Genomic DNA, 18,819 nt, shown 5'->3' on the forward strand with positions numbered 1-18,819 from the left:
GGCCACCACCTCGATGCGAGAAAGGGGAGCAGCCGAGTACGGCTGCTCCCCTTCGCTGGTGCTGACGACGTCGCTAGACGCGGCCCTTCAGCATTGCCTGCTTGACCTCGGCGATCGCCTTCGTCACCTGGATACCACGCGGGCAGGCCTCGGTGCAGTTGAAGGTCGTGCGGCAGCGCCAGACGCCCTCGCGGTCGTTGAGGATGTCGAGGCGGACCTTCGCGTCCTCGTCACGGGAGTCGAAGATGAAGCGGTGCGCGTTCACGATGGCGGCCGGGCCAAAGTACTGGCCATCGGTCCAGAACACGGGGCACGACGTGGTGCACGCGGCGCACAGGATGCACTTGGTGGTGTCGTCGAAGCGCTCGCGGTCGGCGATCGACTGGAAGCGCTCCTTGCCCTTCTCCGGCTCGGCCTGAGCCTTCAGGAAGGGCTGCACCTCACGGTACGCCTCGAAGAACGGCTCCATGTCGACGATGAGGTCCTTCTCGAGGGGGAGCCCCTTGATGGCCTCGACGTAGATGGGCTTCGAGATGTCGAGGTCCTTGACGAGCGTCTTGCACGCGAGGCGGTTGCGGCCGTTGATGCGCATCGCATCGGAGCCGCAGATGCCGTGTGCGCAGGAGCGACGGAACGCGAGCGAGCCGTCCTGGTCCCACTTGATGCGGTGCAGGGCGTCGAGGATGCGGTCGGTCGGGTACATCTCGACATCGAACGCCTCCCAGTACGGCTCGGTGTCCGTCTCGGGGCTGTAGCGGCGCACGTTGAGCGTCACCGTGAACGGCTTGGGAGCCTCGATGGGCGCCTCGGGTGCTTCAGTCGTTGCAGCAGTCATTCTGTGAAGCCCTTCCTAGTACTTGCGCTCGGTCGGCTCGTAGCGCGTCACGCGCACGGGCTTCTTGTCGAGACGGATGTGGTCTGCGGGGTCAGGCGACTTCCGGTCGCCCGTGAGGTACGCCATGGTGTGGTGCATCCAGTTGACGTCGTCGCGCTTCGGGAAGTCGTCGCGCATGTGGCCGCCGCGGCTCTCCTCGCGGTTGAGGGCGCAGTACACGAGCACCTCGGCGAGGTCGAGCAGGAAGCCGAGCTCGATGCCTTCGAGCAGCTCCGTGTTGTAGCGCTTGCCCTTGTCGAAGACCGAGATCTCGGTGTACCGCTCGCGGAGCGAGTGGATGACCTTCGTCGCCTCGGTCAGCGTCTCCGAGGTGCGGAAGACCTGGGCGTTCTTGTCCATCGTCTCCTGCAGCTCACGACGCAGGCCGGCGACCGACTCGGTGCCGGTCGATGCCTGCAGGTCGTCGACCATGCCCTTGACGAACGCCGCTGCGTCGTCGGGCAGGGGAGCGAACTCGGCGGTCTTGACGTACTCGACCGCGTTGCGGCCGCTGCGCTTGCCGAAGACGTTGATGTCGAGCAGCGAGTTGGTGCCCAGACGGTTCGAGCCGTGCACCGAGACGCAGGCGCACTCGCCGGCCGCGTAGAGGCCGGGGATGACGGTCTCGTTGTCGGAGAGCACCTCGCCGGCGTTGTTCGTCGGGATGCCGCCCATCGCGTAGTGCGCGGTCGGGTACACGGGCACCGGTTCGGTGACAGGGTCGACGCCGAGGTAGGTGCGTGCGAACTCGGTGATGTCGGGCAGCTTCGTCTCGAGCACCTCGGCACCCAGGTGGGTGCAGTCGAGGTACACGTAGTCCTTGTGCGGGCCGGCGCCGCGGCCGTCGAGCACTTCCTGCACCATGGAACGAGCCACGATGTCGCGGGGTGCGAGGTCCTTGATGGTCGGCGCGTAGCGCTCCATGAAGCGCTCGCCGGAGGCGTTGCGGAGGATGGCGCCCTCGCCGCGCGCACCCTCGGTGAGGAGGATGCCGAGGCCGGCCAGGCCGGTGGGGTGGAACTGGTAGAACTCCATGTCCTCGAGCGGGAGGCCACGGCGCCAGACGATGCCCATGCCGTCACCCGTGAGGGTGTGCGCGTTCGAGGTCGTCTTGAAGACCTTGCCGAAGCCGCCGGTCGCGAAGATGAAGGCCTTGCCCTGGAAGACGTGCAACTCGCCCGTCTTGAGCTCGAGTGCCACGATGGCCGCGGGGACCTCCTGGCCGTCGACCTCGGTCATCACGATGTCGAGCGCGTAGAACTCGTTGAAGAACTTCACGTTGTGCTTGACGCAGTTCTGGTACAGCGTCTGGAGGATCATGTGACCCGTGCGGTCAGCCGCGTAGCAGGCGCGGCGAACGGGCGCCTTGCCGTGGTCGCGCGTGTGGCCGCCGAAGCGACGCTGGTCGATCTTGCCCTCCGGCGTGCGGTTGAAGGGCAGGCCCATGTTCTCGAGGTCGATGACCGCCTCGATGGCCTCCTTCGCGAGGATCTCGGCAGAGTCCTGGTCGACGATGTAGTCGCCGCCCTTGACGGTGTCGTACGTGTGCCACTCCCAGTTGTCGTCCTCGACGTTCGCGAGAGCCGCAGCCATGCCTCCCTGCGCCGCACCGGTGTGCGAGCGAGTCGGGTAGAGCTTCGTGACGACAGCCGTGTCAGCGCCCTGCGCGGCCTCGATGGCCGCGCGCATCCCGGCGCCGCCAGCGCCCACGATGACGATCTCGTGCTGGTGGTAGTGGACGCCGTCGACGGTGCGCGTCGGAGCGAGCTTCTCTGCCATATGTCTGTGGCTCTTCTTTCTGAGGTGGTGGAAGTCGTGTGGCCGAGCGGGTCGGCTAGGCCGGGCAGAAGCTCGGCAGGTTCTCGGCTGCGCCGTTCGCGGGGCACGGGTCGAACGTGTAGATCACGAGGAGGCCGAGGACGATGAGCACCGTCGTGACGAGGAACAGCGTGACCTGCAGTGCGCGACGCGTGCTCGCCTTCGACACGTAGTCGTTGATGATCGTGCGCATGCCGTTGGCGCCGTGGATGAACGCGAGGACCAGCATGAGCGTGTCCCAGACGACCCAGAAGGGGTCAGCCATCTTGCCGGCGACGAACGCGAAGTCGATGGCGGCGACGCCCTGGCCGACCATGAGGTTCGTGAAGAGGTGGCCGAAGATGAGGATGACCAGCAGCACACCGGACACGCGCATGAACGCCCAGCCGATGCGCTCCCAGTTGGTGCTGTTCTTGGCGGCAGCTGCTGAACGGGGGTACTCGATCGTTTCGATAGTCATGGCAGCTCCCTCCTAGTGGCTGAACACGTTGATGAGGTGGCGGGGCGTGAAGCCGATCATCGTGACGACGCAGAGGCCGATGACGATCCAGAACATGAGCTTCTGGTACTTCGCGCCGCCGGGCAGGAAGTCGATGAGGATGATGCGGATCCCGTTGAACGCGTGGTAGCAGATGGCTGCCACGAGTCCGACCTCGCCGATGCCCATGATGGGCGTCTGGTAGGTGTGGATGGCCGCGTTGTAGGCCTCAGGGCTGACTCGCACGAGCGACGTGTCGAGCACGTGCACGATGAGGAAGAAGAAGATGGAGACGCCGGTGATGCGGTGGAGGACCCAGGACCACATGCCCTCGTTCCCCCGGTACAGCGTGCCGCCGCGTCGCGGCTTCTTCACTGTGTTCTTCGGGGCTGTCGAGCCCGCCGGAGCTGGTGTCTGTACGGCTGACACGGGATTGCCCTTCTGTCGCGTTGCGTTCTTCCGCTCAGGACTCTTGCGCCGAGAAGGTGAAGACTGAGCGGCAGCTCCCAACCACACTGCGTTGGGCATGTTGATACCCGCCTAGACTACGCCTCCCGCCGTTCTTGACTGGCAAGGTTAACCTTCCTTGGAAGCGCTCACTGTGCGCGCTCAGGGCGTGGACCGCGCCGATCAGGCGAGCGGCAGTGTGACGGGGCGACGCGCAGTCGCCATCACGTCGACGTAGTGGCCGAGGAGTTCGTCGCAGACGCTCTCCCACGAGCGCGAGAGCACCCGGCGACGGCCAGCCTCGCCCATCCTGGCACGCAGCTCGGGAGCGTCGACGAGCTTCTCGAGCATGACCCGCAGATCGAGGTCGCCTGCTCGATCGGGGTCGAAGTGAAAACCGTCGACGCCGTGCTCGATGAGGTCGATGGGCCCGCCCGCGTAGGGGGCGACGACGGGCAGGCCGCTGGCGTGGGCCTCCTGGATCGTCTGCCCGAAGGTCTCCTCGGTGCCCGTGTGCACGAAGACGTCGAAGCTCGCGTAGGCCATGGCCAGGTCTCGGCCACCGAGTCGCCCGGCGAAATGCACCGGGACGCCCTTGAGCGCCTTCCGGATGCTCGGCTCCGATGGCCCATCGCCGACGACGACCAGCTGCACGTCATCGAGTCCTCTGAGTGAGGCGAGGCGCTCGACCTGCTTCTCGGGCGCGAGCCTGCCCACGTAGCCGATGACGGTGCGCGAGTCGGCGCCCAGGCGCTTGCGGCTGCTGCGCACGCTCTGCTCGTGCTTGTTGCGCGGATGGTACGTCTCGAGGTCGACGCCTCGGCCCCAGCGGGTGGCGTTCGTGATCTTGGCGCGCCGCAGGTCGCCGAGCGCCGCGCTCGACGGCGCCAGCGTCAGGTCTGCGTTGTTGTGCAGCCAGCGGATGAACCACCAGGCGAAGCCCTCCATGGCGCTCAGCTTGTTGCGCTTCGTGTACCCGGCGACGTCGGTCTGGAAGACGGCCACGCTCGGTATGCCACGTCGTTTCGCGGCCGCGATGGCCTGCGATCCCAGAAAGAGGGGACTCGCGGCGTGGACGACGTCTGGCGCGAACTCCGCGAGGAGCCGATCGACTCTGGGGGAGGGGAGGCCGACGGGGAATTGGCGGTAGTCGAGAGCTGGCACCTCGACGACGCGGAACCCCCTGTAGTCCTTCGGCGAGCCGGCTGCCGGAGTGACGACGATGGCCTCGTGTCCGCGCAGTGCGAGGTGGTCGAGCACCTTGCAGACGCTGTTCGTCACGCCGTTGACGGTGGGGAGGAAGCTCTCGGTGACGACCGCGATGCGCATAGGGCGAACGTAGGTGCTCGGAGTGGCACGGAGGTGAACTCGCGGCGACGCCCGCACGACGACTTATCCACAGCTTCGTCCCGCCGAAACCAGCGGGTGACAGTGTTCCCCTATGGTGTTGCGCATGGCAGATGCGATCGATCGGTTCTATGGCGTGATTCCAGCAGGAGGCGTCGGTTCCCGACTGTGGCCCCTCTCGCGGGCCGAAGCCCCGAAATTCCTTCACGACGTCGTCGGAAACGGCTCCACCCTCCTGCGGGCGACCTGGGACCGCCTCGCGCCCCTGTGCGCGGAGGACCGGCTCCTCGTCGTGACGGGAGAGGCGCATGCCAAGGAGGTGCGCGCGCAGCTCCCGGAGCTCATCGAGGAGAACATCGTCCTCGAGAGCGAGGGCCGCGAGTCCACGGCGGCCATCGGCCTCGCCGCGGCCATCCTGCAGCGACGTGTGCCGGACGCCATCATCGGCTCCTTCGCCGCCGACCACCTCATCGGTGCCACCGACCGCTTCGCAGCGGCGGTGCGCGAGGCCGTCGAGGCAGCAGACGCCGGTGCCATCGTCACGATCGGCATCCAGCCCATCGAGCCGTCCACGGCATTCGGCTACATCCGTGCCGGCAAGCCGCTGAAGATCCCCGCCGCCCCCAGTGCGCGGAAGGTCGACGCGTTCGTCGAGAAGCCCAAGGAGGCGACAGCTCGCCGCTACCTCGCCTCCGGTGAGTACCTCTGGAACGCCGGCATGTTCTTCGCCCGCGTCGACCGCCTCATGGAGGCGCTGGCCGAATCGCACCCGACCCTCGCCGCCGGCATCAACGAGATCGCGGATGCCTGGGGCACCGATCGGCAGGCGGAGGTCACCGCCCGCGTCTGGCCGAACCTCGAGAAGATCGCCATCGACTACACCGTCGCCGAGCCGGCGGCCGCGCGCGGCGAGCTCGCCGTCATCCCCGGCTACTTCCAGTGGGACGACGTTGGAGACTTCGCGGCCGTGAGCCGGCTCCGCAAGAGCACCAACGGCAACGGCGTGACCGTGCACGGCGACGAGAGCAACGTCGTGGTCGTCGACGGCTCCGGCCTCATCGTCAACCACACCGACCGCGTCGTCGCGATCGCCGGCATCAAGGACATCGTCGTGGTCGACACCCCGGACGCGCTGCTCGTCACGACCGCCGCGAACGCGCAGAAGGTCAAGCAGCTCGTGGCCGAGATCAAGGCGTCGAAGCGCCCGGAAGTGCTCTGACCCGCCTTCCACTTCTCCCGCCCCGCTCCTCTGCGCGCGTGCACGGTCACAACGATCCGTGCACGCGCGTAGCGGTCTGCGCCCGGCTCCCACTACTCTTCCGGCATGTCACGCTCTCGCATTCCAGGCGCCGTCGGTGCGCTCGCCGTCGCTGCCCTCGCTCTCACGGCCTGCCAGGCGCCGCCCGAGGCGCCGGGCTCGACGGGAGCAGCGGCTGCTGGCAGCGACTACCTGGCGTGCATGGTCGCGAACAGCGGCAACATCCAGGACCGCTCGTTCAACCAGGCCGTCTTCGAGTCGCTCGAGGCGGCCCAGGCGGAGTACGGGGTCGACATGCGCGAGACGGTCTCGCAGTCGCAGGCTGACTACGAGACGAACCTCGAGACCATGGTCGGCGAGGGCTGCGACTACATCGTCACGGTCGGCTGGGAGCTGGCCGACGCGACCCGCGCTTCCGCCGAGGCGAACCCGGACATCACGTACTCGATCGTCGACGAGGTCGTGGATGGTCCGAACGTCGCCTCCATCGTGCACGACACGGCCCAGGCCGCGTTCCTCGCCGGCTACCTGGCGGCCGGGGTCAGCGAGACCGGGGTCGTCGGAACGTTCGGCGGCGGCAACCAGCCGCCCGTGACGGTCTTCATGGACGGATTCGCCGCGGGGGTCGAGCAGTACAACACGACGAAGGGCGCGTCCGTGCGGGTCGTCGGCTGGGACCCGGAGACGCAGCAGGGATCCTTCACCGACGACTTCACCAACACGAATGCCGCGCAGACCACGGCGCAGGGGCTCATCTCGCAGGGCGCCGACATCATCATGCCCGTCGCGGCTCAGGCGGGTGAGGGGGCTGCGGCAGCGGCGCTGGCTGCGGGCGACGTCGGCATCATCTGGGTCGACTCCGACGGGTACGAGCTCCTGGGCGAGGAGTACCGGCCGCTCCTGGTCACGACCGTCGAGAAGCGGATGGAGCCGGCCATCCTCGGCGTCATCGGCTCCGACATCGCGGGGACCTTCGAGGCGGGCAACAACGTCGGCACGCTCGAGAACGACGGCGTCGGGCTCTCGTCCTTCCACGACTGGGATGCGAAGATCCCCGCCGAGCTGAAGATGGAAGTCGAGGCGCTCAAGGCGAAGATCATCTCCGGCGAGATCGTCGTCGAGTCGCCGTCATCGCCGACAGGAGCGAACTGACCGACCGCGGGAGCTGACGTCTGCGCCTCCGCACCGACCGATCGGCCTGCGACGTTCCGGTGCCGTGAGCCTCGCCGGGCGACGCGCCGAGAAACACGCTCGTAACTGTGCAACGGTCGGGTTTCGATTCCGATTTCGGCCGAATTGTGACGCAGCGCTACGGCTATGCTCGGGCAATCACCAGCTTCGTCGTGTTCGCGTTCTGCGGCCCGACGGACATCCAACTCAGGAGGACCGAGAGTGGCTATCTCTTCGAAGCAGCGTTTCGCTGCACTTGGCACGGTGGGCGTTGCAGCCCTCGTGCTCGCCGGTTGTGCCCCCGCGCCAGAAGCAGGCGATGGGGCCGCTGAAGGCGCATCCGACTTCACCGCGTGCATGGTGTCTGACGAGGGCGGGTTCGACGACCGCTCCTTCAACCAGCTTGCGCACACGGGGCTCGAGAACGCGGAGTCCGAGCTCGGAGTCAACGTGCTCGAGGCGGAGTCGGCAACACCGGACGACTACGCGGCGAACCTGACGACCATGGTCGACCAGGGCTGCAAGATCATCGTTCCCGTCGGCTTCAAGCTGGCAGACGCGACGGCCGCGGCGGCCGAGGCGAACCCAGACGTCGACTTCGCGATCGTCGACGTCGAGGGCCTCGGCATCCCGAACGTGCTCGAGCTCAACTACGACACGGCGCAGGCCGCGTTCCTGGCGGGCTACGCCTCAGCCGCGTACTCCAAGACGGGCACCGTCGCCACGTACGGCGGCGCCGCCATCCCGACCGTCACGATCTTCATGGACGGCTTCGCCAACGGCGTCAAGCACTTCAACGAGGTCAAGGGCAAGGACGTCAAGGTCATCGGCTGGGACGTCGACTCGCAGCAGGGCTCGTTCGTGGACGACTTCACGAACGTCTCCCGCGCCAAGGAGATCTCCACCGGCTTCCTCAGCCAGGGTGCAGACGTCATCCTCCCCGTCGGCGGCCCCCTCTACCAGGGTGCAGCTGAGGCGATCCGCGAAGGCGGCCAGGACGCCGTCATCCTCGGCGTCGACTCCGACCTCGCGGTCGCGGACGAGCAGTACGCGGACATCATCCTCGTGTCGATCATGAAGGGCCTCGACGTCACGGTTCTCGACGCGATCTCCCAGAGCGTCGACGGCACCTTCGAGGGTGGCACCACCTACACGGGCGTCCTCGAGAACGAGGGCGTCGGCCTCTCCGGCTTCGGCGCCTTCGAGTCGGAGCTGCCCTCCGGCACGCTCGACGAGATCGACACCCTGAAGCAGGAAGTCATCGACGGCAAGTACCCGGAACTGTCGCCTTCCTCACCCAAGGTCTGATCCTCTGCCGTCCAGATTGACGTCTGGGCACAACATGATGCGGGGCCGTCGCGCAAACTCGCGGCGGCCCCGTAGCATGCCTACGCATGCATCTCGAGCTGGCGGCGGTCACCACCGCGACCGGCTCGCGTATCACCGGCCCACCAGGCCGTATTCCGCACTACTGCACAGCGAAGTGGACCGCTATGAAACTCGAGCTTCGAGGCATCACCAAGCGATTTGGTGCCTTCACGGCCAACGACAACATCAACCTCACGATCGAGGAGGGCGAGATCCATGCGCTCCTCGGCGAGAACGGTGCTGGCAAGTCGACCCTGATGAACGTGCTCTACGGCCTCTACCAGGCCGATGAGGGCGAGATCCTGCTGGACGACGACGTCCGGCACTTCTCCGGTCCTGGCGATGCCATGGCCGCCGGCATCGGAATGGTCCACCAGCACTTCATGCTCATCCCCGTCTTCACCGTCGCGGAGAACCTCATGCTCGGGCACGAGCCGGCCAGCGGGCTCGGCGTGCTCGACATCGAGAGCGCGCGCCAGAAGGTGCGCGACCTGTCGGCGCAGTTCGGCTTCAACATCGACCCCGATGCGCTGGTCGAGCACCTGCCCGTCGGCGCGCAGCAGCGCGTCGAGATCATCAAGGCCCTCTCGCGCGACGCGAAGATCCTGGTCCTGGACGAGCCCACCGCCGTGCTCACGCCCCAGGAGACCGACGAGCTCATCGTCATCATGGATCAGCTGCGCAAGGCCGGCACCTCCATCGTCTTCATCACGCACAAGCTGCGCGAGGTCCGCAAGGTCGCGGACCGCATCACCGTCATCCGGCGAGGCAAGGTCGTCGGCACGGCACTCCCGAGCGAGTCCAACGAAGAGCTCGCGGCGAAGATGGTGGGTCGAGCAGTCGACCTCGACGTCGACAAGGAGGCCCCGAAGCTGGGCGAGACGACGTTCGTCGTCTCCGAGCTGACGGTCTTCGACGAAGTCGGCGCCAAGCAGGTCGACGAGCTGAGCTTCGAGGTGCGCGAGGGCGAGATCCTCGTGATCGCCGGCGTGCAGGGCAACGGGCAGACCGAGCTGACGGAGGCCATCCTCGGGCTCCACAAGAAGGCGCTCGGCTCCATCAGCCTCGACGGCAACGAGCTCATCGGGCAGTCGGTCAAGAAGACGCTGGATGCGGGACTCGGCTTCGTTCCGGAAGACCGTACCGAAGACGGCATCGTCGGCGACTTCACGATCGCGGAGAACCTCGTGCTCGACCGCGCTGACCGCCCGCCGTTCTCGAACGGCATCGCGCTCAACCTGCGGGAGATCACCGCCTTCGCGGAGAAGAACGTCAAGGACTTCGATGTCCGGGCGCCGTCCATCGAGACGGCCGTGGGCCGCCTCTCCGGCGGAAACCAGCAGAAGGTCGTCCTCGCCCGCGAGCTCGGCCGGGACCTGCGGATGTTCATCGCCTCGCAGCCGACCCGAGGCCTCGACGTCGGATCGATCGAGTTCGTGCACGAGCAGATCGTGCGCGTCCGCGACTCGGGCATCCCGGTCATCATCGTGTCGACGGAACTCGACGAAGTCGTCCAGCTGGCAGATCGGATCATGGTCATGTACCAGGGCAAGAGCATGGGAATCGTTGGACCGGAGACGTCCCGAGACGTGCTCGGCCAGATGATGGCGGGGGTAGAGGTATGAGCCAGCTGCAGAACGTGACGGCGGAGACCCCGCCGCCACCCGGCACCCAGGTACCGGCCGCCGCGAGCGAGCAGTCGCCCTGGCACGGCCTCTGGCGCGACATCCTCGGCGGAGGGCCGCTGCGCTCGATCCTCGCGATCGTGTTGGCGCTCCTCATCGGCTCGCTCCTCGTCGTCTTCACGAGCGACGACGTGCTCGAGACCACCGGCTACTTCTTCTCGCGGCCGATGGACCTCTTCACGGCGGCGGGCGGCGTCATCGCCGGCGCGTTCCGCGCGCTGTGGGAAGGCGCGATCTACTCGCCCCGCAACGGCTTCGTGCCGCTGACCAACACGCTCATGTGGGCGACGCCGCTCATCACGGCGGGCCTCGGCGTCGCGTTCGCGTTCCGCGCCGGCCTCTTCAACATCGGTGGTCAGGGCCAGATCCTCATCGCAGCGCTCTTCACCGGCTTCATCGGCGCGAGCCTGCAGCTGCCGTTCGTCGTGCACGTCCTCGTGGCGGCGTTCGCCGGCATCGTCGGCGGCTCGCTCTGGGCCGGCATCGCCGGCTGGCTGAAGGCGCAGACCGGCGCCCACGAGGTGATCGTCACGATCATGCTCAACTGGATCGCCTTCTGGGGCATCACCTACCTGCTGAAGACCCCGGTCTTCCAGGCCGAGGGTGCTGGCGGAAACGCCAAGGCCAAGCCCATCGTCGAGTCCGCGCAGCTGCCGGACCTCGTCGGTGCCGCCGACTGGGGCTTCATCCTCGCCATCGCCGCCGCCTTCGTCTACTGGTGGATCATGGAGCGCACCACGGTCGGCTTCAAGGTGCGCGCGGTCGGCCTCAACCCGAGCGCCGCCCGAACGGCCGGCATCAACGTCGCCTTCATCACCTTCCTCACGATGGCCATCGCCGGCGCCTTCATCGGCCTCGCCGGTGCCACGCAGGTCCTCGGCCGCGCGACAGCGGGCTACGACCCCGGCGTGCATGCGGGGATCGGCTTCGATGCCATCACCGTCGCACTGCTCGGTGCCGGTCACCCGGTCGGCATCATCCTCGCCGGCCTCCTCTTCGGAGCGCTCAAGGCAGGCTCCTTCCCCATGCAGGTCGTCGAGGGCATCCCCATCGACATCGTCGCCGTCATCCAGGGCCTCATCGTGCTCTTCATCGCAGCGCCGCCGCTCATCCGGGCGATCTTCCGCCTCCCGCGGCCGTCCGGCATCCGCCTCCTCGACCGCATCCGCGCGTCGCGCGAGGGTCGGGAAGACGGCAGCGACAAGGGCAGCAACGGCAAGAAGAACGAGGTGAACGCATGACCGCAGTGACGCCGAGCACCGAGGAGCAGATCCCGGTAGGGGCAAGCACCAAGGCCGAGGTCCGCTCGACCCGCAGCTGGAAGGCGCCGATCGCGTACGCGTTCTTCAGCGCGCTTGTCCTCATCGTCTTCGGGCTGCTCGCACCTGCGGGAGCCTCGAGCACGATCGACCTGAACTCGGATGGCGTCCCCATCAAGTTCGCCCCGCTGGTCCTCCCGACCATGATGACGAACCTCATCATCGGCGTGATCCTCGCCGGGATCACCGTCGTCGCCTTCCTCCGCACAGCGGCGGGCGAGAAGCTGCCCATGTGGGTCATGGTCGTCTTCGGCATCCTCTGGGCGTGGGCGCTCATCGTCTTCATCGGCGCCAACGCCAACGTCCCGCTCACCTGGCTCCTCACCGGCACGCTCGCCATCTCGACCCCGCTGATCTTCGGATCCATGGCGGGACTCGTCTCGGAGCGTGTCGGCGTCGTGAACATCGCCATCGAGGGCCAGCTCCTCGCCGGCGCATTCACCTCGGCGCTCATCGGCTCGATGACGGGCAACCCGTTCCTCGGCCTCCTCGGAGCCATCCTCGCGGGCATGCTCGTCTCGCTCATCCTCGCGGTCTTCTCGATCCGCTACCTCGTCGAGCAGGTGGTCGTCGGCGTGGTCATCAACATGCTCGTCATCGGCCTGACGAACTTCCTCTACTCCGGCGTCATGACCCGCGACAGCGGGTTCCTCAACACGATCGCGCAGGACGAGAAGTACCCGCGCTTCGCGATCCCGCTGCTGAGCGACATCCCCGTCATCGGCCCGCTGCTCTTCGACAACACGTTCATCGTGTACCTCATGTTCCTCACGGTCCCAGCGCTCACCTTCGCGCTCTTCAAGACCCGCTGGGGCCTTCGCCTCCGCGCCGTCGGCGAGCACCCGAAGGCTGCGGACACGGTCGGGATCAAGGTCAACAAGACGCGGTTCTGGAACGTGCTGCTCTCGGGCGCCATCGCCGGCGCCGGCGGAAGCTTCTTCACGCTCGGCAGCGTCGGCTCGTTCAGCCAGGAGATGACAAGCGGACAGGGCTACATCGCCCTCGCCGCACTGATCTTCGGGCGCTGGCACCCCGTCTACGCGACCCTCGCGGCGCTGCTCTTCGGCTTCGCCTCGAACCTGAAGACGCTCGTGAGCCAGGTCGGCGCGAACATCCCACCCGAGTTCATGGCGATGATTCCCTACATCGTCACCATCCTCGCCGTGGCCGGGTTCGTCGGCCAGTCACGAGGACCCGCCGCGGCGGGCAAACCCTACGTGAAGGCATAGCGATGACAACACCAGATACCGAAGTGCTCGCACCCGACTGGGAAGCCCTGCGCCAGGCCGCACGCGACATCATGGCGAAGGCCTACGCGCCGTACTCGAACTACTCGGTCGGCGCCGCCGCGCTCGTCGACGACGGACGCATCGTCGTCGGCTGCAACGTCGAGAACGCCAGCTACGGAGTCGGCCTGTGCGCCGAGTGCGGGCTCGTGTCCGCGCTCCAAGCGAGCGGCGGTGGCAAGCTCGTCGCGTTCTCCTGCTGCAACGGCGCCGGCGACATCATCATGCCGTGCGGCCGCTGCCGTCAGCTGCTGTACGAGTTCTCAGCACCAGGGATGCTCCTCGACACCGTCTCGGGCATCCGCACCATCGACCAGGTACTGCCGGATGCGTTCGGCCCCAGAGATCTCGAAGGGATCGCATGAGCTCCACCCCCGCCCTCTCCGCAATCGAGGCGTTCGACGCCGTCGACCTCATCAAGGCGAAGCGCGACGGGCGATCCCTGTCGACGCCGGAGATCGACTGGCTCATCTCGCGCTACGCGAACGGCTTCGTGGGCGACGAGCAGATGGCAGCGATGGCCATGGCGATCTTCCTCAACGGCATGGAGCGCACCGAGATCCGCGACATGACCCTCGCGATGATCGCATCCGGTGAGCGGATGAACTTCGACGGGCTCGGCAAGGTCACGGTCGACAAGCACTCCACCGGGGGCGTCGGCGATAAGATTACGCTTCCGCTCATGCCGCTGGTCGCCTCCTTCGGCGTGGCGGTGCCGCAGCTCTCCGGCCGTGGGCTCGGCCACACGGGAGGAACCCTCGACAAGCTCGAGGCCATTCCCGGCTGGCGGGCCGACCTCAGCAACGAGGAGATGTTCCGCCTCCTCCAGGAGATCGGCGGCGTCATCTGCGCCGCTGGCGCCGGCCTGGCACCAGCGGACAAGAAGCTGTACGCCCTCCGCGACATCACCGGCACGGTCGAGTGCATCCCGCTCATCGCGTCGAGCATCATGTCGAAGAAGATCGCGGAGGGCACCGACTCGCTTGTGCTCGACGTGAAGTTCGGCTCCGGATCGTTCATGGGCGACATCGAGCGCTCCCGCGCGCTCGCCGAGACCATGGTGGCGCTCGGCGAGGACGCCGGCGTGCGCACGTCGGCACTGCTCACGAACATGAACGTTCCGCTCGGGCTCGCGATCGGCAACGCCAACGAGGTTCGCGAGTCGGTCGAGGTGCTCGCGGGCGGGGGCCCCGCCGATGTCGTCGAGCTCACGGTTGAACTCGCCCGCGAGATGCTCCGTCTGGCGGGCAAGCCGGACGCCGACGTCGAAGGCGCGCTGAAGAACGGCGCGGCGATGGATGTGTGGCGGCGCTGGGTCGCGGCGCAGGACGGCGACCCGGACGGCGCGCTTCCGGTGGCAAACGAGACGCACGAGGTGAGGGCGGACCGCGACGGCGTGCTCACCCGCCAGGAGGCGCTGCCCTTCGGTATCGCCGCGTGGCGCCTCGGAGCGGGCCGTGCGCGCAAGCAGGACCCGGTCATCCACGCGGCCGGGATCGACCTGGCTGTGAAGCCGGGTGACACCGTCAAGAAGGGCGATGTGCTCTTCACGCTCTCTGCCGAGGACGCCGCTCGCTTCCCGCGTGCGCTCGAGGCGCTCGAGGGTGCATACGAGGTCGGGGACGCCGGGTCGGAGGTCCTCACCGGCGGCCCGCTCATCGCAGGGCGCATCGGGGCAGAATGACGCAGGCAGGCGGTGTGGAGAAGGGAGACCTTCTCCACACCGCCGCGCCGCCTCGCGCGTCGGTTGTCTCCGCCAGATAGAATCATGGCTCTGGACGGCCGCACTTGTTGGTTCGCGGCCACATTCGAAGGGGAACACCGTGTCTGTGCAGAGCTCCGCGCCATACGACGAGGGCGATTTCACGCTGCGAGACGGCACCAGCATCCGAGCGCTGCCGAAGGTGTCGCTGCATGACCACCTCGACGGTGGGCTGCGGGCGCAGACCATCATCGAGCTCGCCGACGAGATCGGCCTGGAACTTCCCGCGACGAGTGCGCCCGAACTGTCGAACTGGTTCTCCGACCAATCCGACTCCGGCTCGCTCGTCGAGTACCTCAAGACCTTCGACGTCACCACGGCCGTCATGCAGACCACACACGGTCTGCGGCGCGTCGCTCGCGACTTCGTCAACGACCTCGGTGCCGACGGGGTCGTCTACGGCGAAGTTCGCTGGGCACCGGAGCAGCACCTCAAGCGTGGCCTGAGCCTCGACGACGCGGTGAACGCGGTCCAGGCCGGCATCAACGAGGGCATCGACGACGTCCGATCCCACGGCAAGCGCATCCGCGTCGGCCAGCTCGTGAGCGCCATGCGCCACGCTGGCAACGGACTCGAGATCGCGAAGCTCGCCGTGCGCCACCGCGAGGCAGGCGTCGTCGGCTTCGACATCGCTGGCCCGGAAGACGGGTTCCCGCCCACGAACCTCCAGGAAGCCTTCGACTACCTCATGTCGGAACGGTTCCCCGCCACGGTCCACGCCGGAGAAGCCGCAGGCCTCGATTCCATCGAGAGCGCCCTCTTCGACGCCCACGCTCTGCGCCTCGGCCACGGCGTGCGCATCGCAGAAGACATCGACCTCGAGGGCGAAGACGACGACGGCACCTACGTGTCGCTCGGCCGGCTGGCCCAGTGGGTGCGCGACCGCCGCATCCCGCTCGAGCTCAGCCCATCCTCGAACCTGCAGACCGGCGCCATCGCCGCCTGGGGAGACAGCATCGAAGACCACCCCTTCGATCTGCTCTACCAGCTCGGCTTCACGGTGACCGTCAACACCGACAACCGCCTCATGAGCGCGACCAGCATCTCCCGAGAGCTGACGCTGCTCGCTGACGCCTTCGACTACGACCTCGCCGACCTGGAGACGTTCCAGCTGAACGCCGCCGAGGGTGCGTTCCTGCCGATCGAAGACCGGGAAGAGCTGGCTGAGATCGTGAGCGAAGGGTTCGACGAGGCAGGAGCATGAACGCGCAGGCCACACCTGAGCTTCAGTTCGACGCAAGCAGCGTGCGCCTCGCCGAGCAGGCGCTCGACTGGCGGCAGGCTGTCGGTCAGATGGGCGAGCTGCTCGCCGAGCGCGGCTTCGCGAAGCGCGGTTACACCAGCAACATGGTTCGCGTCATCGAACGCTTCGGGCCGTATGTCGTCGTCGGCCCGGGCGTCGCGCTCGTGCACGCGCGTCCCGGTGAGGAGACCATCGAGAACGGCCTGGCCGTCATCACCTACCCGGAAGGCGTCGGCTTCGGGCACGCGCGCTACGACCCCGTGCGCATCGTCGTCGGCATGACGGCGACCAGCGCGTCGGAGCACCTCAAGCTCATCGCGGCGCTCGCGAAGACGTTCGACAACGACGCCGTCCTCGGCGAGCTCGTCGCCGCAACCACGCCGGAGAAGTTCGTCGAGCTCCTCAAACCGCGGCTCGTCGCCGCAGGGCTGCTCATCGCCTGACCCGGCTTCGCGTCTCGGTGGCGTGACAGAGGCAGGAGCGCGCCGCCGCTCGGTGCGCAGAAAGTGCAGCAGGGCGGGGGATCAGCCCACCGTCGTGTCCGATTTCCGCGAGCGATGGCAAGGTCAACCTGCCAGACTCGTCGCATGGCAAGCATCACCCTCACCGGCGACGAGCGGTATCGCGCGATCCTCGCCAAGGATCGACGCTTCGACGGGCAGTTCATCACCGCCGTCGGGTCGACCGGCATCTACTGCAGACCGAGCTGCCCCGCCCGCACACCCAAGCGGGAGAACGTCACGTTCTATCCGACGAGCGCGGCCGCCCACGAGGCCGGGTACCGGGCCTGCAAGCGCTGCCTGCCGGACGCGGCACCCGGTGACCCGGCTTGGAACCTCCGCGGCGACGTCGCCGGGAGGGCCATGCGGCTCATCAGCGACGGGGTCGTGGAACGGGAAGGGGTCCCTGGGCTCGCTGCTCGACTCGGGTACTCCTCCAGGCACCTCGCGAGGGTGCTCACCGCTGAGCTCGGCGCGGGCCCGCTTGCGCTTGCACGAGCGCAGCGGGCACGCACAGCCGCGACGCTGCTCGGCGCCACGGACCTGCCCTTCGCCGAGGTGGCCTTCGCGGCCGGCTTCGCGAGTGTCAGAGCGTTCAACGAGACCGTGCAGGAGGTCTTCCAGCTGACGCCGACCCTCGTCCGCGAGCGATCACGCGGACGAGTCGCGGCGGCCGCGCCGCGAGTCGCGGACGGCAACCTCGGGAGCTTCGGCACTCGCCTGGCGCTCGGCACCGGAGCCGCCCCACTGACGCTGTCGCTCGCGTACCGGGAGCCGTACGACGCCGCGGGCGTCTTCACCTGGCTTCGGGAGCGCGCCATCGACGGGGTCGAGGTCGCGACCGACGACAGGTACGAGCGCAGTCTCCTCCTCCCGGGCGGTCCCGCATGGTTCGGCGTGGACGCTGGCGGCCCGCAGCCCGCGTCGCTCAGACTCCGCGCGCGCCTCACCGATCTCAGCGACCTGCAGGCCCTCGTCACGCGTGTGCGCCGGCTCTTCGACCTGGATGCGGACCCGGCGGCCGTCGACGGAGCGCTCTCCGTGCATCCGGCGATCGCGGAGCACGTGCGCCTTCGCCCGGGCCGGCGTCTGCCCGGAGCCGTGGACCCCGACGAGATGCTGTTTCGCGCCATCATCGGACAGCAGATCACCGTCTCGGCGGCACGGACGGCCCTTGGTCGCCTCGCAGCCCGGGCGGGAGTCCCGCTCGAGCAGAACGGCGACAACGCTGAACCAGCGGCCGATCTCGGTGTGAACCGCCTCTTCCCGAGCGCAGCCGCCATCGCGGAGCTCGGCGAGGAGTCCTTCGCCGGCCCCAGGGCACGGTCGGCGACCATCACGCGCGTCGCCGAGGCGATCGCGGACGGTCAGCTGCGGCTCTCGTCGGGCGACGACATCGCCGAGCAGCACGAGGCGCTGACGGCGTTCAAGGGCATCGGCGACTGGACGGCCGGCTACGTGAGCATGCGGGTGCTTGGCAACCCGGACGTGCTGCTCACGGGAGACGTCGCCCTGCGAAGCGGAGCCAGAGCGCTCGGGCTCCCGCCTGAGCCCAGAGACCTCACGGGCGTCGCTGAGCAGTTCAGGCCCTGGCGAAGCTACCTGTCCCTCCACCTCTGGGCAGCTGTCCCGCCAAGGGCAAGACCCGGCACCAAGGCCAGCGCGACCGCGCAGACACCGCCCACCACCACGGAGACACCAGCATGAGCATGCAGACCAGCAGTGAAGCTCGGGCCATCATCGAGACGCTCGACACCCCGGACGGGCCGTTCACGATCATCGCCCGCGACAGTGACGGGGCAGTGCTCTCCTCAGGATGGAGCGACGACGAGCAGCGTGTCCTGGAACGTATCACGGCGCAGGCCAGGCCGATCACCGTCGCTCGGGGTCGCGCTGCCGCCTCCGATGCGGTGGGTGCGTACTACGACGGTGATCTCCGCGCCATCGACGACGTGCTGGTCGCCCAGTTCGGCGCGACGTTCCGGATGCAGGGGTGGCTCGGTCTGCGGGCCATCGAGGCAGGGCATCCGCTCACCTACACGGAGTTCGCGACGGCTCTCGGCCGGCCGACGGCCGTGCGCGCGGCCGCGAGCATCTGCGCCAGCAACGCGCCTGCGCTCTTCGTGCCGTGCCACCGGGTACTGCGCTCGGACGGCACGCTCGGCGGATTCGCGTGGGGCGTCGACGTGAAGCGCTCGCTCCTGCAGCGCGAGCTCGCCCACGCCCGCTGACGCAGCGCCCGCCCGCCCGCCCGCTGCCCAAGC

General features: G+C 67.8%; 17 protein-coding genes. 12 read left to right on the forward strand and 5 right to left on the reverse strand.

Annotated features, from left to right (window positions below; all coding sequences use genetic code 11):
* Window positions 1-73 precede the first annotated feature (73 nt).
* From C5E10_RS03780 to C5E10_RS03800, 5 genes are all read right to left on the reverse strand, one after another.
* Complete coding sequence (locus tag C5E10_RS03780) at window positions 74-835, reverse strand: succinate dehydrogenase iron-sulfur subunit (protein ID WP_104243064.1); 762 nt, start codon at window positions 833-835, stop codon at window positions 74-76.
* 15 nt (window positions 836-850) lie between these two features.
* Window positions 851-2,653, reverse strand: coding sequence for a succinate dehydrogenase flavoprotein subunit (gene sdhA / locus C5E10_RS03785; protein WP_104243062.1), 1,803 nt, complete (start codon window positions 2,651-2,653; stop codon window positions 851-853).
* 55 nt (window positions 2,654-2,708) lie between these two features.
* Window positions 2,709-3,152, reverse strand: a complete 444-nt coding sequence (sdhD, locus tag C5E10_RS03790; RefSeq protein ID WP_181058009.1) for a succinate dehydrogenase, hydrophobic membrane anchor protein — start codon at window positions 3,150-3,152, stop codon at window positions 2,709-2,711.
* 12 nt (window positions 3,153-3,164) lie between these two features.
* Window positions 3,165-3,497: a succinate dehydrogenase, cytochrome b556 subunit gene (gene sdhC / locus C5E10_RS03795; RefSeq protein ID WP_104252310.1), complete on the reverse strand. Its 333-nt coding sequence runs from the start codon at window positions 3,495-3,497 to the stop codon at window positions 3,165-3,167.
* Window positions 3,498-3,800: 303 nt separating this feature from the next.
* Window positions 3,801-4,946 carry a glycosyltransferase family 1 protein gene (locus C5E10_RS03800; protein WP_104330504.1) on the reverse strand — a complete coding sequence of 382 codons (1,146 nt, stop codon included), beginning with the start codon at window positions 4,944-4,946 and terminating at the stop codon, window positions 3,801-3,803.
* Between the two features lie 124 nt (window positions 4,947-5,070).
* Between C5E10_RS03800 and C5E10_RS03805 the strand changes: the two genes are divergently transcribed.
* From C5E10_RS03805 to C5E10_RS03860, 12 genes are all read left to right on the forward strand, one after another.
* Window positions 5,071-6,183 (forward strand): mannose-1-phosphate guanylyltransferase, encoded by a 1,113-nt coding sequence (locus C5E10_RS03805; protein ID WP_104330522.1) that lies wholly within the window; start codon window positions 5,071-5,073, stop codon window positions 6,181-6,183.
* A gap of 105 nt (window positions 6,184-6,288) precedes the next feature.
* On the forward strand, window positions 6,289-7,374 hold the full coding sequence (locus C5E10_RS03810) for a BMP family protein (protein ID WP_104330505.1): 1,086 nt from the start codon (window positions 6,289-6,291) through the stop codon (window positions 7,372-7,374).
* A gap of 240 nt (window positions 7,375-7,614) precedes the next feature.
* Complete coding sequence (locus tag C5E10_RS03815; RefSeq protein ID WP_258063371.1) at window positions 7,615-8,700, forward strand: BMP family protein; 1,086 nt, start codon at window positions 7,615-7,617, stop codon at window positions 8,698-8,700.
* 185 nt (window positions 8,701-8,885) lie between these two features.
* Window positions 8,886-10,385 carry an ABC transporter ATP-binding protein gene (locus C5E10_RS03820; protein ID WP_104330507.1) on the forward strand — a complete coding sequence of 500 codons (1,500 nt, stop codon included), beginning with the start codon at window positions 8,886-8,888 and terminating at the stop codon, window positions 10,383-10,385.
* Window positions 10,382-11,686: an ABC transporter permease gene (locus tag C5E10_RS03825; protein WP_104330508.1), complete on the forward strand. Its 1,305-nt coding sequence runs from the start codon at window positions 10,382-10,384 to the stop codon at window positions 11,684-11,686. The genes C5E10_RS03820 and C5E10_RS03825 overlap by 4 nt, the downstream gene beginning before the upstream one ends.
* A complete protein-coding gene (locus tag C5E10_RS03830) occupies window positions 11,683-12,993 on the forward strand; it encodes an ABC transporter permease (RefSeq protein ID WP_104330509.1) in 1,311 nt (436 codons plus the stop codon). The genes C5E10_RS03825 and C5E10_RS03830 overlap by 4 nt, the downstream gene beginning before the upstream one ends.
* A gap of 2 nt (window positions 12,994-12,995) precedes the next feature.
* Window positions 12,996-13,415: a cytidine deaminase gene (locus tag C5E10_RS03835; protein WP_228502402.1), complete on the forward strand. Its 420-nt coding sequence runs from the start codon at window positions 12,996-12,998 to the stop codon at window positions 13,413-13,415.
* On the forward strand, window positions 13,412-14,734 hold the full coding sequence (locus C5E10_RS03840) for a thymidine phosphorylase (protein WP_104330511.1): 1,323 nt from the start codon (window positions 13,412-13,414) through the stop codon (window positions 14,732-14,734). The genes C5E10_RS03835 and C5E10_RS03840 overlap by 4 nt, the downstream gene beginning before the upstream one ends.
* 139 nt (window positions 14,735-14,873) lie before the next feature.
* Window positions 14,874-16,016 (forward strand): adenosine deaminase, encoded by a 1,143-nt coding sequence (locus C5E10_RS03845; protein ID WP_258063370.1) that lies wholly within the window; start codon window positions 14,874-14,876, stop codon window positions 16,014-16,016.
* Window positions 16,013-16,498 carry a PTS sugar transporter subunit IIA gene (locus C5E10_RS03850; RefSeq protein WP_104330512.1) on the forward strand — a complete coding sequence of 162 codons (486 nt, stop codon included), beginning with the start codon at window positions 16,013-16,015 and terminating at the stop codon, window positions 16,496-16,498. The genes C5E10_RS03845 and C5E10_RS03850 overlap by 4 nt, the downstream gene beginning before the upstream one ends.
* Window positions 16,499-16,642: 144 nt before the next feature.
* Entirely contained in the window at window positions 16,643-18,262 is a 1,620-nt protein-coding gene (locus C5E10_RS03855) for a DNA-3-methyladenine glycosylase 2 family protein (RefSeq protein WP_104330513.1), read from the forward strand.
* Window positions 18,259-18,786 (forward strand): methylated-DNA--[protein]-cysteine S-methyltransferase, encoded by a 528-nt coding sequence (locus tag C5E10_RS03860; RefSeq protein WP_374953479.1) that lies wholly within the window; start codon window positions 18,259-18,261, stop codon window positions 18,784-18,786. Before C5E10_RS03855 ends, C5E10_RS03860 begins: the two co-directional genes overlap by 4 nt.
* Window positions 18,787-18,819 lie beyond the last annotated feature (33 nt).

Origin of the sequence: Pseudoclavibacter sp. RFBG4 (genome assembly GCF_002931515.1) — a bacterium.
GTDB lineage: Bacteria > Actinomycetota > Actinomycetes > Actinomycetales > Microbacteriaceae > Pseudoclavibacter.